Here is an 18,217-nt window from a genome sequence, read left to right as displayed (position 1 = left end):
ATTTCAGATTGATTGAAATGAAGGTAAATGTGAATTTAAAAGTCGGCATCTCCAAAGTCCAATCTACAATCCCATTAATAAATTCAGGCATTTCTCTATTTCCCTAATCATTCAGAAATCGCTTCCTTTTTAATAATGTAACCAATTGCTACGCTAAAATGTTAATAAATATGGATTAACTTTTCCTGAATAACAGATTTAGCCTTTATCCTCAAAAGGAAGGATATCGATATACAAAAACCGGTCCTTTTGGGTGAGGTGGTCAGGTGTCACTTTTTGTTTTCCTAATGTATAGTGGATTGGAAATGCAAAGTTTGGGCCATCAAAGACAAAGGAATGGAACTCTCCATTCTCCCCGCAAATATCCTTATCTTCAGGGTAATCTCTGATGAACTCCCAATCATACACTCTTCCTGAGAAGGATGGATCTAATTGATCCAAATCAATGCATGTCAGTACGGTCTTAAAGGATAGCTGAATAAACTCCCGGCTTAATTCCTTCACATTCATTCCCCATAATGGAAATAAAGGCGTTATCCCAGTCCCGGAGAGCATCTTCTCCCGATATTCCCGCACATCCTGAAGATGGATATCGCCGAAAATCATATGAGTGATTCCATCAGCCAACATGTCTGAAACAGCCTTGTCCATACGTGATTTATACACTTCATCCGAACAATCCTGCGGAATCCAAACTTCCCTCAACTGAATCCCGAGAGACTCAGACTGCCTCTTGAGTAATTCATGCCGGACACCATGAATCGATACACGTTCGAACCCTTCTGTAAGTGTCACTAGCAAGGATTCGACCTCGCAATCAGGATTCATTTGTATTTTATATAATGCCAAGGAAGAATCCTTCCCCCCGCTAAATGCGATTACACTTTTCATTATGACCTCCTGTTTGCTTGAATTGTAATTTTCATATTATGTACGACCCTGCCCGCTCGACGAACTGCCCTTTGCCAATATGACATTAAAGCAAGTACGTATCCCACAGTTGTCTTTATGCTCCTTGATACTTACAGAATCCAGTCGAATAATCATTTCCAGCGTAACAAAATATCCCCATCTTATTCTATTTTATTTCTTTTTATTTAATAGTAATGAGCCCGCAATGGCTGCAACTATTTCTCCGATTAGTGAAAGGATGGCACTCATACTTTTCCTCCGATCATAAGTAAAGTGGAATTCTGTTTTCAGACCTAAACCTTTTCAATTGATACCACTGCTTCTATGTAGCTCCTTACCATACTGGTGTCAATTTGATCTAGGAACGAGAACACCATATCTCCCTCGACATTTGTGTAGTAGCGTAATCCTCATTCAATAATTAAAAGAGTACTTTCCATTTTCATTTTAACATAAACCCCCTGTTTGTTTTCCGAAAATTCAATCCTCAGCACTTTCTACATGAATAAATAGAATCCGTAATCAAGTACGCATACACATCAAAAAAACCGGGTACAAAACCTGTGCAGATTCCATTCCCGGTTCCATCTCCATTTACGAATTCATGAAGTAATATCCTGTGTTTGTATTCCCTTTTTCAGCAGCCTCTGCATCCGCCTTTGTCTTATGGACAGTCCCCGCTGGGTGTTGTGGCGGGGCGTAGATAGAATACAGCTTGATTGGCGTATTTCCGGTATTGATCACATTATGCCATGTTCCTGCTGGAATCATGATGGCATCATCTTGAGACACTTCTCTCTGAAAGGTTAGCTGATCTTGTTGATGGCCCATTTGCACGGTTCCCTGTCCTTGCTCAAGGCGCAGGAATTGATCGAGATAAGGATGGATTTCCAATCCTATGTCTTCTCCTGGCGGTATGCTCATCAAGGTCACTTGCAAATGTTTTCCTGTCCAAATGGCAGTTCGGTACGTATTATTCTCAACAGTAGCTTCATCGATATTCACAACGTAGGGAGCCGGACCATAGTCCTGTGAAGTCACCCTACTCTCTTCATCCGCCTCTAAAGTACTTAATCGCTTTGCATGCTCCCATTCATCCATGCACGTATTTACAAGCACTTCATAAACAGATTGATGCTGAGCTTGCAGGCAGGCAATCCGAAATTGCTCGTAACCGGCTAATTCTGTTTCATATCCTTTCTTTAGGCCATCACGATAGGAGTGAAATGGAACACTATCAACTTGGTAAACCGGCTGCCCCCCTGTAAGGGTCATGTACAGATTGGTCAACTGCCACCAATGGCGTTGTTCATCTTCCATCATACGAAGAAGTTTTAACTGGTGCTTTTGGCTGGGTGCTGCCCCAGCTAATCGATGGTAAAAATCCACAGAAGATGCCTTACCCTTGATACCATCGAGCAGAAGCTCCTCAAGTTGTTTCCCGGCTTCCCATTCTGTATGTTGATTGAAAGAGGATGGATGTGGCTCATTCATTGAAACATGATGCATAAAGTTCATTCCCTTCAAATTATTCCACGATATCTTATGCATGCATTAGAGAGATGTGCATTTGCCTATAATGTGGAGGATCTTCCTTCATTCATTAAATAAACTAATCAGTTGAAGGGGAATAATCAGTTTCAACTTATGTTAAAATAGAGAAAATTCAATCATCGTATGAGAAAGGAATTCTGACACTAATGTTACCTTTAGAACTACGAAACATCATCAGAAGTGGACAACACACAACCCATACGTCTGGCTTATGCCAACATTATGTGCAAACGAATCTAGTCGTCCTTCCAAAGGAATACGCCTTTGACTTTTTATTGTTCACGTCGAGAAATCCGAAGTCCTGCCCGATTGTCGAAGTTCTTGAGGCAGGACAATTTGAATCTGCTTATGCGAAAGATTCTGATATACGTACCGACGTCCCTAAGTATCATGTGTATGAATTTGGTCAATTGACCGAAAAGAAAACGAGGGTTGATGATATATGGCGTGATGATTTTGTCAGCTTTTTAATCGGGTGCAGCTTTACATTTGAAAGTCAACTGCTAAAAGGAGACATTCCGTTGCGTCATATTCAGGAGAATAAAAATGTGGCGATGTACACAACCAATCTCGAGACAAATAAGGCGGGTGTTTTCGATGGACCGATGGTGGTTTCCATGCGTCCAATCCCGAATCAGCTCGTACAGAAAGCAGCAGACATTACCACCCTGTTCCCCAAAATGCACGGGTCACCTGTTCATATTGGAGACCCGAGTGAAATAGGAATCATGGATATCACTCAACCCGATTATGGTGACTTTGTCGGGATCCAAGAAGGTGAGACTCCCGTGTTTTGGGCGTGCGGGGTAACACCACAAGCCGTAGCACTGCATGCAAAAGTCCCCTTCATGGTGACACACTCTCCCGGGAGCATGTTTGTAACCGATTGGAAGAATGAGGAATACTTATCAGAAGAAAACTAATTCGAGGGACGGACCTCTTGCTTTCACGCAAGAGGTCCGTCCCTCGAATTCACCTTCACTAGTGGTACCAATGTATAGTAAACCAGCTATGTTAGATACTAATACCACTAGATAAGGAGGTGTTCGACCTGATGAATATAGATTTAATCTGGAAATCAATATTCATTGTGATTGGGGGAACATTGTTATTACGAATTGCTGGAAGAAAGTCAATCTCACAGATGACGTTGGCACAAACTGTTATTATGATTGGAATTGGCTCGTTGTTAATTCAACCTCTTGCCGGCGAGAGCATTTGGACAACACTTGCTGTAGGAATGATGCTAGTTATAACGTTGGTCATTATTGAATATGCACAAGTGAAGTCTGATCGGTTTGAAAAATTCATTACAGGAAATTCAAAAATACTCATAGAAGATGGAAACATACATGAGGAGAATCTAAAAAAACTAAGATTCACGGTAGATCAACTGGAAATGAAATTAAGGCAACAAGGTGTTACCTCTTTTGATAGTATAAAATGGGCGACGTTGGAACCAAATGGACAAGTCGGTTATGAATTAAAACGAGATTCCCAACCGGCTACAAAACAAGATATTTACCTACTTCAACAAGACATTCAACACGTACTTAAACTATTAAATCCTTCTATTACTACAATGGCCCCAAGTCACGACCAACAAAAGCAGGACATTTTCACTGAAGTGGCTAAGAATCAGCACAAAATTGAACCGCCCAGCCATTTACAATAAGACTCCCTGCAATTGTTGTAATAGGATGGCAAGGGGCATCTCATACAAACACGGAAACTATAACTAAAGAAAGGAGCCTCATTGCGGCTCCTATTTATTTAGTCAATTTTCTACGGTCTTCTACCTGTGGTGGTTCTTCCAACCAGCCATGTTTGATCATGATTTCTCCTCCTTTTTTCGCGAAATCATAAATATCTTTCGCAAGGAGGGCCATTTTGATTGGTAAATCACTGCGCAGACTAAATGCGCTTCCCAAGGCGTTACTTCCAAGTCCGAATGTAGATAACAAACTGGTCGTATACATCATCAATTTATCTGAGAAAGGAGCAACAGTTGAATCTGTCGCTTTCCCTGCATGAGTGGCCGGGGGTTCTATGAAATCTTCCCTTAAGAATTCACCGAGGGATGTTTCTACATTCCTGGCCAATTCCATTCCCTGAACAAAATGATGGCGTGCATCTTTGTCAGACGCCACTTGAGCAAAGCCGATCATAAGTTGCATTCCAGTCAGATTGGTTTCGATCGCATGGTGAATCAGTGACAGTTCGATTGTATTCAACGACCTATCCTTATTGAACAGATTTAGACCGGTTATATACTTATTCTTTTGTACAAATGCCACTTCTTTCGGCATTGATACATATGGGGGGCGGGAAAGAACCCCTGTCTCTAAAAGCGCATGAGTTATTTGATCATAAGCTTCTTGTGCTTCACCTGTTAGATCTCTGAAAAATTGTCTAATATCTTCACGATAAGACATCGTTGAATATAGCGCGTAAAGATTCGTGCCAATCTTGGACATCAGGTGCAAATACATAAGATCATATTGGGGGTCGAATAACTTTGGAACCCCTTTGTTCACGTCATTTTCAGTAAATCCTGTCGGAATCACTGCTCCTTCTTGCTGGAATATATCTGAAACCACTTTTACCGTTTCTGTCACACGTTCATAATACGACTGTAGAATTTGTTTGGAATTGTCCTCATCAACGTGTTCAAGAAAATACTCCAAAAATCTCATCATCATCGTTTTCTCTTGATATGTCATCCATAAGTTTCCTAATTCAGAAGAAGTAATTGGTATTTTATTCATACTATTCATTCTCAAACCCCCTACCCCAATCGTTTTTATTAATGTGACCAACAAGGATGAACATTATGTATAAACCTGACAGTATAGGCAACTAATTGCCTCTGACGAACAAATCGGATAAAAAGGGAACCGTTCACTCACTTCAACTCACCTGAAAAAGGACGGTTCCAAGTATTTGGACCGCCCTCTTCCCCTTATTCAATAGTTTTCACGACACATGATTTATCGTCGTCCCGCCTATTTCGACTTCTCTTCCAAACAATCTGGAGTACACACCGTTTTTATTTTGAAGTAAATCAATATGCTTGCCTTCTTCAACAATTCTTCCATCCTCGAGGACGACGATCTTATCGGCCGAGAGAACGGTGGATAACCGATGGGACACGATGATGATGGTTTGATTTTTACCTACTTTTAGTACCGCTTCGTTGATCTTGGTTTCTGTGATTGGGTCTAAAGCAGAGCTCGCTTCATCCAGGATGAGAATCGGGGCGTCCTTTAGCAGGGCCCTAGCCAGGGAAAGACGTTGTTTCTGTCCTCCAGAAAGCAAGCTACCCCTTTCTCCGACCGGGGTTTCAAGTCCTTCCGGAAGCGTGTCTATTAAGTCACCTAGTCCACTGTCCACCATTGCTTGAAGGAGTTCTGTATCGGTCGCGTCCCGCTTGCCGATTCTCAAATTATCTGCAAGCGTCCCGCTTCGTAACAGTACATCCTGGGTTACAATCGCCATTTGCGAACGGAGCCACGTCGTATCCCAGTCCCGAATGTCCCTGCCATCAATTTCAATCCGTCCGCCACCTGCATCATAGAGCTTGAACAATAGATCCACAATCGTGGATTTCCCTGATCCGCTCGGACCGACCAATGCCCATTTCTCACCGGCTTCGATGGAAAGTGAAACCCCTTTAAGAACAGCTTCTTCTTTGCCTGGATAGGCAAATGCTACGTCTTGAAGTCGGATATGACCATTTGCCCGTTCACCTTGAATGCCTTTAGAAATTTCGGCTTTTGAAACTTCTTCTGCAAGAAGGATTTCAGAACGATCCAGAGCCGGACCTGTTCTTCTGACAGAAAGCCAGTTCCTGAGCAACCTCTGCATTTCATTCGCGGCGATGGTCACAAGTCCTCCTGCTGTCAGCATTTGTCCGCTAGTTAACCCTTGATTCCAGATCAGCAATGTACTGATCAGATACACGAGTCCTAGGGCAAACCCATTATAGCTTGCAATCACTACCACCGATTGCATTCTTGCCTTCAGCTCCTTAACCGAATGCTGAACGAAACTGTCCCTGATGGTCAGGACACTGTCCACTTCACTTTCTGAAACACCCATAACCCGTGAAAGATGAATGCCCGTTACCGACTCTCTCAATCGCTCAAGATATCTGGAGGCTTCCTTTCTTGCTTCAGCAGATGCAGACCTTGTTCGTGCTCCAACATAATTTGAAGTCCAGTAGAAAATCACGCCGAGTACAACACTTGTGATCATTAAGTAGGGATGAATCCATAGCAGAACTAAGCTGTAAAGGAATACTCCCTGCACGCTCGCCATAAAGGTTGATCCTTCCCAGGCAAGGAAGTTATGGAGCGTATCCGGATCATCAGATACTCTTGCAAGCATTTCACCCGTTGAATTATGGTGATAAAACGAATAAGGTACGATTTGTAAATGACGAAAAAGTCTAAGCTTCTGCCAATTGGTCACGGTCTTTGCGGTTTGATGACAGAAATATTCGTCTATCACCATCATCACCAAGTCTAACACTGATGATAAGATCAACAGCCACATCAATCCCCAGAGCCAGTTGTAGTGCTCATTCGGGAGAATGGTATCGACTAACCAACTGAGAGCGAGTGTCGGAATCAGCGCAGAAAACACCTGACTGATGGCAATGACGATGGAATCTGCTATCACCCATTTTTTATATGGACGCAAGAAAGCTAGTACCCTTCTACCGTCACCATTTTTCTTCTGGGAGGCAGGAATCACGCTCATCCGATCATCTCCTTTTCGAGTTCCCTGTATTGTGCTTTGTATAGTTCATAATACTTGCCTCTTTGCGTGAGTAACTTCTCATGTGTCCCTGTTTCAGCGACTACACCCTGATCCAGAAGGATGATCACATCAGCATTCCTCACCGTGACCAATCGATGGGCAATCGTGATCGTTGTACGACCTGGAATCAGTTTCTCAAGTGATGCCTGTACCCGTTCTTCTGTTTCCCCATCCAAGGAAGAAGTCGCCTCATCAAAGATCAACAGAGGCGGCTGTCTCAAAATCGCCCGTGCAAGTGCAACCCGTTGTCGTTGGCCGCCGGAGAGTTTCAATCCCCTCTCTCCAACAATCGTTTCATACCCCTCATCCAGTGAAATGATTAATTCCTTTAAACCAGACGCTTCAACAGCCCTCTCTAATTCTTCCATCGTGGCATCCGGCTTCCCGTACAATAGGTTTTGGCGGAGGGTGTTATTGAGTAAAAATGTCTCTTGGGAGACCACACCCACTTGTTGTCGGAAGCTGTTCCGGTTATAGGAAAATAAGTCCTTATTATCAATCAAAACAGAGCCTTGCTGAGGTTCATATAGTCCCAGTAAGAGTTGGACCAGAGTGCTTTTCCCTCCGCCACTGGTCCCTACAATTCCGATGTGATTTCCTTGCTCAAGGGATAGTGACACACCTTTTAGAACGTGCTTATCCGTTCCGGGATAAGCAAACCAAAGGTTCTCAAGGTCTATCTTTCCTATCACATCGCCAAAGGAAGGAAGATTCTCAATATGTTCTTCTGGTAAATCAAAATATTCATAGATTCGCTGAAGTGCAGGAATTGCCTGTTGAATGGTCAAAGCATGCTCTGCCATGGACCGGACGGGCAGAAACATAATAGGAATGAAGCTTAGGCAGGCAACCAACGTACCAATCGTAATCGCCCCGTCCCAAATTGCCCAACCTCCGATCAGCATCACGACACCAGGTGCTGCAATATTGAACAGATTCCCGAGACGCCAGTTCACCTTCCCTATAAGAGCTGCACGAATCGAGAATTGCTTCCAAGCGGTTAACTTCTTCTCCTGCGTACCTACTTCCATATCCTGCGTCTGGTATGTCCGTACCAATCTGACACTCTCAATGCTTTCCTGCAGGTGCTGATACATATCCGCACTCATCTCCCGCTGAATCGCACTCATCTTTCTCATCTTCTTCCCTAACGTAAACGATGGAATAATATAAATTGCGAATACGGCAAACATAACAATCGCCGCCGGCCAGAATAGAATGAACACAGTGGAAAAGGCCGCTACAGCACCTACCACTTGTTGCAAGATACGAGGTACGACCGTATTATTCAGGTTCTGAATCGACTCCACATCATGAGTCAAGCGGTACAGCATATCTCCCCTGGGTGTTTTAGAGAAGAACGACATCGGGGTCCGGTGGAGCCTTCTGAACGCCCGAATCTGCATATCCGTAATCACATCCAGTCCGATTTTTACCTGCACATATTCCTGCATGGTCTCAAACAGGGATTTACCTAAATATGCTCCAAGGATCCCCACAACTACCCAGACTAAGAATTCTAATTCGCCACCAACGATTACATCGTCCACCAGTCGTTTGACGAGAATCGATGGCACAATTGTAAATAGTCCTCCTATAATCGAGAAGCTTAGAGCCACTAAGAGCTTCCTCCAGTAAGGCTTAAAATGAGATAACGTTGTTTTTAATAAGTTCATAATTTCCCCCCTCACAAAATTCTATTTTATACCAAATTATAAAAATATTCACTATAAATTGAATTGAGGCAATTCAATGCACATTACCTTCATTCCATTTTATCTACTTACTGGGTTTATACCTGTTGAAACTCTTCTTACGATCTACTTTTATTCTATTCAGCTTTCAATCGACCTTAACCATCCATTAGCCACATGTTTTCTACAACTTTTGATGGAGAATGGAAAACGATACCATTTTATTAGTAGACAGGCAGAAAACATAGTTGGATCGGGAAGGGGAAATAGGATGATTATAATATGGAAGGATGTGACCATAGACCTTTTCTATCATTTCCTTTCAAAACGTTTGAATATTTAGACAATATTTAGTATAATGAAAAAAAGGTCAAGGAGTTGATTTTTCATGAAAAAGTATGTGCTTCATTCACCGCAGCATGAAATTGGTAACATGGATTCCTTATTTGCAGAAATGATATTAGACGAGGCTCTACTAAAATTCCGAAAAGAGCAACTCGATCAAAAAATCGACCAATCATTACGTAACAGAAACAAAAGTGAATTCCTACGATTAACAGAGGAATTAAAGCAAATTAAGGATTAATAGATTCATCATGATCCATAGACGCAAGAAGACGTAGCCTATCACATTGATATAAGGGAAAAATGGGGCCTGATCCTCGGTACGCTTAACCACAAGCGATCCTGGAATCAGACCCCATTCGTATGTCTTCTTAGAAACGAATCGATTATTAAATTCAACTAAAACTAGTCTACCTTATATCATCTAAGGTCGAGGACAATTCTCTGGAAATTCAAATGAATAGTTTTCTACTATGTTCCACTTCTCCTCCCATCATTTAACAAAATGAATGCTCGAAATGATGTCTCTGATAATTTATAATTCTACATTGCTCTAACTGTCTGAATCACAATGGTTATTAGAAAATAATAAGGGAACTCCATATAAATTGTAGGAACTCCCTTATAAATATTGGTACTAAGACCCTCAAGTAACAATAAACTTATCCTCCGGTGTACACACTCTCACATGTCCCCGCTGCCGGCTCATAATAGCAATGGTTTTTAAATTGACCCGCAAATGGTTGGCCGTACCATGTTGGGGGACATGGTGCATAAGGATTAAAGTACCAAAGAGAATATTTCGCTGGATGCTGGCTCCAGTAGTCCAGATTTTTTTTGGCTAACTTCTTTTCAACCGATCTTGCTCTGTTATAGAAGAGATTTCCTTTTTGAACCGCTTCAAAGGAATAGTTTCCTCCTTGTACATGAAAGATGACTTGTCGGATGGTTCTTACTTTTTTGAAGTCCAAACAATCTGCCTTGGCCCGATTGACGATAATATTTCCAACATATAACATCCCTTGTTTACCTTCACCTTCCGCTTCCGCTCTCATCATTCTTGCCATCAGGGCAACATCTGCATCTGTGTATTTGACTCTGGGCATTTTATTCACCTCAAAAATAGTGTATGAAAAAAGCCTGGATTGATGTCTATATTTATCATTTAAGGTGTATCCGTTTAAAAGGTACCAATTTGTTTGTAAGTAACCCTTACAGGGTGTTCTTCAAGTTTTTTTATATTCTACTTGCTATGAAACCCGTTTCATACAGTAAGCTTTAGAAAGAATGCGAGCAATCGTATTCAAATGGATTGGCGTTACGTATCTCAGGCGGCGTGACAATTCTCTAAGCTTATGGGAAGAGGCTAAAGACTAAACCGTCTTAGTCAAAGGGGAATCCGAATGACCATTCGAAATTCTTACATTAGAATCGAATTCGTTCGGATTTTTTTAGAATATGGTTCTTTCCATCAATTCAAAGATATTTAAGCACTAAAAGAAGGGTATGAAAAACTCCCGAAGAACCTCCCTGCCTTTGCTTAATCCACTCTCCTGTGGAATAATAATTCATGACCAATGATGAATGGGACGATGATTTAATCCCCATCCCTTGGTAACGATTCTAAAGCTGGAGGATTTTTTAGTGTTTGAGATAAAGATAAAAAATAAAACGTACAAGAAACTTGGTTTATACCTCATCCTGGCAATTGGCGCTGTCGCTTCCCTTTACTTCGTTCAACACAATCAGGATTTGTATGACCGCCCGATTGCAGAAGTGATCACCACAAAGAACCTTGAAATGACAAACATTGAAGATATGACAGGAAATAAAGATAGGATGTATGTTCAGGAGATTAAAGCCGTGCTGAAAAACGGGGAACATAAAGGTGAATTCATTCGTTTAACAAACAAGTATTCAGACTCAAGGGCCAATGATCAGCCTTACCATCAGGGGAATGAATTATTTGTTTCCATCGATTCAGCCCCTGGCGGTAAGACTGAATTAACAGGAAATATAAACGATGTCAAACGGGATCAATCCCTCATGATCATCACCTTGGCCTTTATCTTCTTCTTATTGGTAGTGGGTAAAAAGCAGGGGCTCTTCTCCCTGATCACATTAGGGATCAATGCGCTAATTCTCTCTTATGCATTGGATGTATACTTGAATTCTCAGAATGTGAGTCTACTGATTGCCTGCAGCGTCGGAGTCATCGTATTCACACTCGTCTCCCTTTTACTCGTAAATGGCTTCAATGAGAAGACCTATGCAGCGGTGGTGGCAACCCTGATTTGCACATTCACGACTCTTTTGATCAGCTATATTGCTGTCACATTCACAAACGGCAAGGGTTTGAGATACGAAGAGATGCAGTTTTTGACACGTCCATATCAACTGGTCTTCATGGCCGGGATCCTTGTGGGCTGCTTAGGAGCGGTAATGGATGTGGCGATTACATTATCTTCGTCCATATTCGGTTTGTATGAGAAGAACCCTGACATTTCCATCAAAGCACTGAGAAAGTCAGGGTTTGACATCGGCAAGGATATCATGGGGACAATGACCAACATCTTGTTCTTTGTCTATATTAGCGGGGGCATCCCCATGCTTATCCTATATTTCAAAAATGCATCGCCCTTAGGGTTCACTCTTTCCATGAACCTTTCACTGGAGATGACGAGGGCATTGAGTGGTGGAATCGGAATAGTTCTCGCCATCCCCATCGGCATTTTCACATCAATCTATTTCGTGAATCGAAAGAGGGTGCACTCATGACTGTTCAGTTATTTTTAGCAGCTATCTTATTCATCCTAATGGTCGGGATCGGTGGTAAAAAAGGGGCGAGATCATTCGTTGCATTGTTCTTAAACACAGGGGTACTTCTACTTACGATTATCATGATGAACGATCCCCATATGAACCCGGTCATCCTGACCTTATTCGCATGCGTGTTGATTAGCTGTATCTCCCTCTTTTACATAAGTGAGATCAACATCAAGACAGTGACAGCATTCATCTCAACAATTATCACGACCGGGGCTTTGATTTTCTTCATCCTGGCGTTGACAGACTCGGCCATGATTCAAGGATTCAGCGAGGAAGAAACCGAGGAAATCGGTGCATTTTCCCTTTATGTCGGGGTCGATTTTGTAAAAATCGGCGCATCGATGATCATCATGAGTACCATCGGGGCAATCATTGATGTGTCAATATCCATCTCCTCCCCGATGCGGGAAATGGCGTATCACAATCCGTCGATTACCAGAAAGGCGTTATTCTCATCTGGTATGAGCATTGGTAGGGATATTCTCGGTACCAGCGCCAATACCCTGTTTTTTGCGTTCTTCGGAGGATATCTTGGTCTTCTCATCTGGTTCAAAGATCTATCTTATTCCATCGGGGAAATCATGAATTCCAAAGTATTCACATCAGAAATGATTTTCATCGGCTCTGCCGGAATCGGCGTCGCACTTGCAATCCCCGTCACCTCAGCAATTACCGCCTACTTCTTGCTGAAAGCGGGACATAAGGAGAGGTCCAGTCTTCATGATGAAGAGGCATCAGAATAGTAAAAGGTCCGTCCCTAAAAAATAGAGGGACGGACCTTTTAAGAAGATGGAGTTTCCATTACTTCATTTCACTTTCATATTTAAGGATTTTCCCTTGTATTTTTGCAACTTGTCCAATCGAATAGTTCATCGTATCACCCTTTTTTAACCAAGGAATAACCCCGTTATCGTTAACTATCTTACCATGGTAATCCGTCTCACTCAAAGCAACCTCTACGATGACTGCTGCCCCTTCTGCAGTCGTTTTTCCACCTGGTGCATTACCATTTAAATCAGTCGAGGTGAACCCTGGAGTCACACCTATTATGGCAGGATTCCCTTTAGTAAATTCTTTGCTAAAGGATAGCGTCAAGGAATTCACAGCGGTCTTAGAAGAATTATACCCAATAACATTTAGTGGATGAACATCCCCATTATCAAACATAGTTTGTGAGGCCATGTCAGTCGTGACGTTCACAATTTTTCCACCCTCAGCTCTTTTCACGAGGGGTAGAAACGTTTGAATCATTTGGAAGGTACCAAAGAAATTCACATCAAATATTTCTCGTAGCATCTCTACTTTCACTTCGCTTGGTAGGATGTTAAAATCCAACGCGATCTCCGCATTATTTATTAATAAATCGATGTGATCAGTCATTTCCAGAATGGCATTGTATGCTCCTTGAATGGATGCCCTTTCGGAAATATCAAGTTGAATGAACCTTACATTTGAAAGCCTCAGTGATTCAACTGCCTTTGCCCCTAACTCCTTATTCCGGGCACCTAAAAAAACCTCATATCCTTGTTCAGCCAACTGACGAACTACTTCATATCCAATGCCTTTATTTGCACCCGTAACCAATGCATATTTTGTCATCATTCATTCCTCCATCTATTTCTATGTTTGATTGTTCAATTGTAGAATACAACCTGAACCAACGTTTAGGTCAAGATGTTTACAAATAATATTTGAATATCCTTGAACAAATCACCTGTCTATATGTTTGAATATTCCGCAAATGGTTAATATAATAGAAAAGAAGTCAAGGAGCTGATTTTCATGAAGAAGCATTTACTAAACTCACCAAAGTCTGAGGTCAGAAACCTCTATTCATTATTTGCTGAAATGATTTTGGACAAGGCACTACTGACATTTCGCAAAGAACAAATACTAGAGGGGATTGACCATTCATTATGCCACCGGAACAAAGAAGAGTTTCTGCGATTGACGGAGGAATTAAAATATCTCTAGACTATTGGATAAATAATAAAAAGGTTACCCATAAATAAGGTCAACTCTCTTGCAAGATGCTAACAGGAGAGTTGACCTTATTATGTTTCTCATCTCTCACTTATACTTCTTGAATTAAACCGATCAAGGACTTCTGAGGAATGTCTTCCCCCTTCACCCAATCTTTGAAGTTTATATTTAATACATCATTGCTCCGTGCAATGGTAGTGAGTATCTTTGAATGTTGATAAGAATAAGCAAAGGTGTGTAGCGTACCGAATAAATTCGTATAATCAGTGAAGAAAAGCGGTGAATGAGTGTTTTTAAAATAATTGAACATTTCATGGTGGGAATGGCCCTTTCCTTTTAATTCCAAGATATTTTTATTCCGTTGGAGTGACCCTTGGATGGCTGGCCGATTTTTACTTTTTAGTTGATCCGTCTGAAAATGATTCACACATGATAAGAAGGACTCACCATAGCGTACTATCACTTTATCCAGGCTCACTTCGACTTCTGCCATCCTCCCTTTTTGATCTCCAAGAGAAAAATTATAACAGGCAGAGTGAGGGAGTTCCTTCAACAAGCCGCTAGCCTCTTCAAGGGAAGAGCATGTATCCAATACCATCCGTAAGGCAGCCCATGGAGAAATTCCTTTTGCGTAACCTTCATTACTGACAAAGTGTAAGCCTGCAACTAGCCCATGTTCATTGACACCATCGTGTCTTCCCAGAATTTGAAGGTTATATCCTGCGGATGCAAAAGCTCCAGCAGGTTGAACCAAACTAAATATTCCATCATACAAATCAGGAGTAAAATCGTAATTCCTCACATAATATTCATTTGTTAGAAGGGACGAGCATCCCATTGCCTCTGTCTTAGGTACATCATAGCCACTAAACAATGCGGCTGCTCGTTCACTCGAAATTCCCAACCCTTGGGCAAGCCCTTCTAACTCTTCAAGTAAATGTGGAGAATACATTGAATAGATCGATTTCATGTTTTGTATATCAATTTCTGGCTTGGTGATGGATTCCATAATTTGAAGAATAGACGTATTCCTGATCATTTCACCCGTTTTCAACCCAATATGAAAAGAGTTCCCTCTGATTTGCAAGATGTCCACTTCGAAGTTTGGCATATTATTACCCCCTATTTGATCGAACCTTGGTTTCATTATAATTGGGGGGAATACTTATTACCTGTCAATTTGTGCTTGATTGGGACTGATTATAGTGGAAGCGGTCAGTAGGGGGAATTTTCATGGTAGATGCATAGGGTTTAGGTTGCAAGAGAACTAGATAATAAACCAATTGCGGAAAGTATCCTTTAGGTGTAAAATTACACTAAAAGGGAGGAGAGTTGCTGATGGACATTGTATTTATGATATTAGTTGGATTTCCGGCTCTTTCGATCATTATCGGTGTTGCTGGATATTTCCTTTTCCAAACCCTCATGGTATCCCCCGTGATTGTCTTCATATCAACGTTGGTTGCCACATTTACTATATTTAATGACACATTCTTGATTTGGGTTTTTGTCTATACCTTTTTAGCGTTTCTTTCTGGTTTTGTCTTTAAAAAGATTATAGAAAAAAAGGGGGCTTTAGATAGTTGATTAAATGGTTTAGATGCAACCGTTAAGAATAAAATCCCCCAGTTTTTTAAAAAGGACAGAAGCTGAAGAACCTCCTCTTCAGCTTCTATTCTATAAAAACTTTACTTAGCACCTTGTACAAGCTCTCTCATAGCATTCAACTTCGAAGTCAGTTCCAAAAACCACTCCTCGTCCCCTGTTCTGAGTGCGAGATCAATCAGAATTTGAAGTTGCTCTTTGTTTTTTATATTTACTTCAGGGATTTTTTTGATCTGAGTACTCAAAATTGGAATGGTTTTGCCTTCTATGGTTTTATTATCACTTGAAACGACTGTCGCTTTGACGGTTTCACCTTGCATATCAAAGTTCTCAATATAACCGATAATTAATTCACCTGAGCGACCTGTTCCTTTAATCCAATCTCCTGTTTTTAAAATAGAATGATTGTTTGTCATGATATTTTTCACCTTCTCTTAAAATATTCTTCGTTTAACTGTACTATTTTTTATTACATTTATAGTAGTAGAAGGCGGTAATCCTAATAGCCTTCGATTATTTTTCTTTATTGATCATATCGACAATATCTTTGATTGTGTAGTCTTTTAAATAATTCCCCAATTGTTCTTCTGCACCTAGAAAAATGTGAAAAAGAACGCTTTTCATATTCGCCCCTACTAGACACTCTTCGTTAGAAGCGGTGCACTTCGGTTGCAGCGAACCTTCTGAAGTGATTCGATAAATGTCCCAAAGATTGATCTCGCTTAGCTCACGGACAAAGATAAATCCTCCACCCGTTCCTTCTTTGGACCTGATAAACCCTTGTTTCTTTAACAAACTAAGCACTTTACGAATGCGAACTGGATGGACCCCTGCACTGTCTGAAATGGCATCGCTTGTAGACATACGATCCATCTGAAGTGCCAGGTACGTTAAACTGTGAATGGCTAGAGTAAAATCACTATTCATAGTATGCCTCCTCATCGATCATTTCTTCGTTCTTACTGTCAGGATAACGATTACAGTTTACCTTGTCAACAATACAAACCTCGAAGCGTATGCCGCCTTAATTAGCCATTCTTTGCAGTTCATTGTATGAGAAGTTGCGTACCTTCCGGGGCAGAAAACTTCGGATTTCTTCATCGTTATACCCCACTTGCAATCGTTTCTCATCTTGGATGATTGGTCTGCGCAGCATCTGTGGATTCTCCTGGATTAATGTATATAATTCCTGAAGTGGTAAAGAATCAATGTCTACGTTCAACTCCTGATAAGCTTTTGATTTCGTCGAGATAATCTCCTCTGTTCCATTTTCCGTCAGACGCAGAATCGATTTAATCTCATCAGCACTTAAAGGGTCCGTTAGCATGTTTCTTTCGGTATATTCGATAGAATGCTCCTCAAGCCACGCCTTTGCTTTTCGGCAGGAAGTACAGCTTGGTGTTAGATATAGATTGACCATATTATTTACACACTCCTTGTTATTGGTGTATTTTTAAACATATTCTTTTGAAAATAGAATAAAATAAGTTACAGTTAGAATACAACCAAAATCTTTGTTGCTGGCTGTACTGTAATAATAATATTTACAGTATCCATTGTCAACAACAATTTTAACAGATTGCACAAGTTGCCATCTTTGTATACTTTCTTCAATGACTCTTCAATCTCTTTGATACCGGGATCCCTGTTTCCTAGATGTAAAGAAAGGGAACCCCGCATTGTTACGGAGTTCCCTTGTTCGATTATCGTCTAAGGTGTCTTACTTCTGAATAACTAATATGTTTCTTTACCCTTTAAAAAAGAGTAATGTAATAAGAAAAATGATTAAGCCGATCATAAAAATGGAACCGACATTTGCACTGTATACAATATAAATTTTAAGATGGAAAATAACATGCAGAATGAGAATGACAAGTATGCAAATGAGTGAAACAATAACGAAGTTCACGCTTTTATTCCTGTACAAAATATCAGCACCTTAGAGATACATAGTATGAAAATCAATCATCTTCTTTCTCTATTATATATTGAATTTATGATTATAATATTCATAGAAATTCACATACTTCAGAAATAAAGAACCCCAATTCCACATGGAGATTGAGGTTCAAACCTGATTCAATTAAGGCGTATTCCAAAAAAACGTAGTAACCACTAAGGGAACGATTATCGCAACGAAAACAATTCCTCCATTACCGAATAAGCCAACTCGTTTATACAGCCCTTTCTCGGAAAAAAGAGCTGTAACGAACCCTGCCACCGAAATGATTACGCCAGCGAAAAGAAAACGATCATATCCAAGAAGCATGGCAATAAAAGCCGCTGCACCGATCAAAAATAATAGAAAGGAAATAACACTTAATTTTTTTCTCATTTGTCTTCTCCCCTTACCTTTTTTGAAAAATGTAATTGTAAAACGGTCTAGTTAAAGAATAAGAGATGCATTAAAATAGCTTATTCAGCTCTTTTTTCATTATTCCCTACTTTCCACGCTAAAAATAATACTGCAG

The 18,217-nt window shown here is 40.8% G+C and carries 18 protein-coding genes and 1 pseudogene; 7 read left to right on the top strand and 12 right to left on the bottom strand.

Annotated elements, in window-relative coordinates:
• Positions 1-198 precede the first annotated feature (198 nt).
• A complete protein-coding gene (locus FGG79_RS03925; RefSeq protein WP_138776436.1) occupies positions 199-891 on the bottom strand; it encodes a Dph6-related ATP pyrophosphatase in 693 nt (230 codons plus the stop codon).
• 615 nt (positions 892-1,506) lie between these two features.
• Positions 1,507-2,421 carry a cupin domain-containing protein gene (locus FGG79_RS03920; RefSeq protein WP_138776435.1) on the bottom strand — a complete coding sequence of 305 codons (915 nt, stop codon included), beginning with the start codon at positions 2,419-2,421 and terminating at the stop codon, positions 1,507-1,509.
• Between the two features lie 182 nt (positions 2,422-2,603).
• Here FGG79_RS03920 and FGG79_RS03915 point away from each other — a divergent pair, with 182 nt between their 5' ends.
• Together FGG79_RS03915 and FGG79_RS03910 are read left to right on the top strand one after the other, a co-directional pair.
• A complete protein-coding gene (locus FGG79_RS03915; RefSeq protein WP_481747263.1) occupies positions 2,604-3,389 on the top strand; it encodes a putative hydro-lyase in 786 nt (261 codons plus the stop codon).
• 131 nt (positions 3,390-3,520) lie between these two features.
• Positions 3,521-4,141, top strand: a complete 621-nt coding sequence (locus FGG79_RS03910; RefSeq protein ID WP_138776433.1) for a DUF421 domain-containing protein — start codon at positions 3,521-3,523, stop codon at positions 4,139-4,141.
• Positions 4,142-4,235: 94 nt separating this feature from the next.
• On the opposite strand, the gene FGG79_RS03905 is transcribed toward FGG79_RS03910, so the two are convergent.
• The 3 genes from FGG79_RS03905 to FGG79_RS03895 all read right to left on the bottom strand — a co-directional run bounded on the left by FGG79_RS03905 (position 4,236) and on the right by FGG79_RS03895 (position 8,966).
• Positions 4,236-5,243, bottom strand: coding sequence for a DUF3231 family protein (locus FGG79_RS03905; RefSeq protein ID WP_138776432.1), 1,008 nt, complete (start codon positions 5,241-5,243; stop codon positions 4,236-4,238).
• Positions 5,244-5,442: 199 nt separating this feature from the next.
• Positions 5,443-7,230, bottom strand: coding sequence for an ABC transporter ATP-binding protein (locus FGG79_RS03900; RefSeq protein ID WP_138776431.1), 1,788 nt, complete (start codon positions 7,228-7,230; stop codon positions 5,443-5,445).
• The gene (locus FGG79_RS03895) at positions 7,227-8,966 is read right to left on the bottom strand and encodes an ABC transporter ATP-binding protein (protein WP_138776430.1); all 1,740 of its coding nucleotides are present in this window, start codon (positions 8,964-8,966) and stop codon (positions 7,227-7,229) included. Before FGG79_RS03895 ends, FGG79_RS03900 begins: the two co-directional genes overlap by 4 nt.
• Before the next feature lie 406 nt (positions 8,967-9,372).
• On the opposite strand from FGG79_RS03895, the gene FGG79_RS03890 reads away from it, so the two are divergent.
• Positions 9,373-9,570 carry an IDEAL domain-containing protein gene (locus FGG79_RS03890; protein ID WP_138776429.1) on the top strand — a complete coding sequence of 66 codons (198 nt, stop codon included), beginning with the start codon at positions 9,373-9,375 and terminating at the stop codon, positions 9,568-9,570.
• A gap of 421 nt (positions 9,571-9,991) precedes the next feature.
• Here FGG79_RS03890 and FGG79_RS03885 read toward each other — a convergent pair whose 3' ends face one another.
• Positions 9,992-10,435: a cell wall hydrolase gene (locus tag FGG79_RS03885; protein WP_138776428.1), complete on the bottom strand. Its 444-nt coding sequence runs from the start codon at positions 10,433-10,435 to the stop codon at positions 9,992-9,994.
• A gap of 547 nt (positions 10,436-10,982) precedes the next feature.
• Between FGG79_RS03885 and FGG79_RS03880 the strand changes: the two genes are divergently transcribed.
• Complete coding sequence (locus FGG79_RS03880; protein ID WP_138777574.1) at positions 10,983-12,107, top strand: YibE/F family protein; 1,125 nt, start codon at positions 10,983-10,985, stop codon at positions 12,105-12,107.
• A complete protein-coding gene (locus FGG79_RS03875; RefSeq protein ID WP_138776427.1) occupies positions 12,104-12,901 on the top strand; it encodes a YibE/F family protein in 798 nt (265 codons plus the stop codon). The genes FGG79_RS03880 and FGG79_RS03875 overlap by 4 nt, the downstream gene beginning before the upstream one ends.
• Before the next feature lie 148 nt (positions 12,902-13,049).
• Here the strand turns inward: FGG79_RS03875 and FGG79_RS03870 are convergent.
• A pseudogene (locus FGG79_RS03870) lies at positions 13,050-13,757 on the bottom strand (SDR family NAD(P)-dependent oxidoreductase); the annotation flags it as partial.
• Between the two features lie 183 nt (positions 13,758-13,940).
• Between FGG79_RS03870 and FGG79_RS03865 the strand changes: the two are divergent.
• A complete protein-coding gene (locus FGG79_RS03865) occupies positions 13,941-14,132 on the top strand; it encodes an IDEAL domain-containing protein (RefSeq protein ID WP_138776425.1) in 192 nt (63 codons plus the stop codon).
• A 100-nt stretch (positions 14,133-14,232) separates the two neighbouring features.
• On the opposite strand, the gene FGG79_RS03860 is transcribed toward FGG79_RS03865, so the two are convergent.
• Positions 14,233-15,252, bottom strand: coding sequence for a C45 family autoproteolytic acyltransferase/hydrolase (locus tag FGG79_RS03860; RefSeq protein ID WP_138776424.1), 1,020 nt, complete (start codon positions 15,250-15,252; stop codon positions 14,233-14,235).
• A 227-nt stretch (positions 15,253-15,479) separates the two neighbouring features.
• On the opposite strand from FGG79_RS03860, the gene FGG79_RS03855 reads away from it, so the two are divergent.
• A complete protein-coding gene (locus FGG79_RS03855; RefSeq protein WP_138776423.1) occupies positions 15,480-15,728 on the top strand; it encodes a DUF2651 family protein in 249 nt (82 codons plus the stop codon).
• A gap of 101 nt (positions 15,729-15,829) precedes the next feature.
• Here the strand turns inward: FGG79_RS03855 and FGG79_RS03850 are convergent, their stop codons facing one another.
• From FGG79_RS03850 to FGG79_RS03835, 4 genes are all read right to left on the bottom strand, one after another.
• A complete protein-coding gene (locus tag FGG79_RS03850) occupies positions 15,830-16,162 on the bottom strand; it encodes an IDEAL domain-containing protein (protein WP_138776422.1) in 333 nt (110 codons plus the stop codon).
• 97 nt (positions 16,163-16,259) lie between these two features.
• Positions 16,260-16,673: an RrF2 family transcriptional regulator gene (locus FGG79_RS03845; RefSeq protein ID WP_138776421.1), complete on the bottom strand. Its 414-nt coding sequence runs from the start codon at positions 16,671-16,673 to the stop codon at positions 16,260-16,262.
• A gap of 97 nt (positions 16,674-16,770) precedes the next feature.
• Positions 16,771-17,166 carry a transcriptional regulator SpxA gene (gene spxA, locus FGG79_RS03840; protein ID WP_138776420.1) on the bottom strand — a complete coding sequence of 132 codons (396 nt, stop codon included), beginning with the start codon at positions 17,164-17,166 and terminating at the stop codon, positions 16,771-16,773.
• A gap of 663 nt (positions 17,167-17,829) precedes the next feature.
• Positions 17,830-18,081, bottom strand: coding sequence for a hypothetical protein (locus FGG79_RS03835; RefSeq protein ID WP_138776419.1), 252 nt, complete (start codon positions 18,079-18,081; stop codon positions 17,830-17,832).
• Between the last annotated feature and the right edge of the window lie 136 nt (positions 18,082-18,217).

This window comes from Bacillus sp. BHET2 (genome assembly GCF_005938125.1).
In the GTDB taxonomy this organism is placed as follows: domain Bacteria; phylum Bacillota; class Bacilli; order Bacillales; family Bacillaceae_B; genus Rossellomorea.
This window is presented reverse-complemented; position numbering and strand designations above follow the sequence as displayed.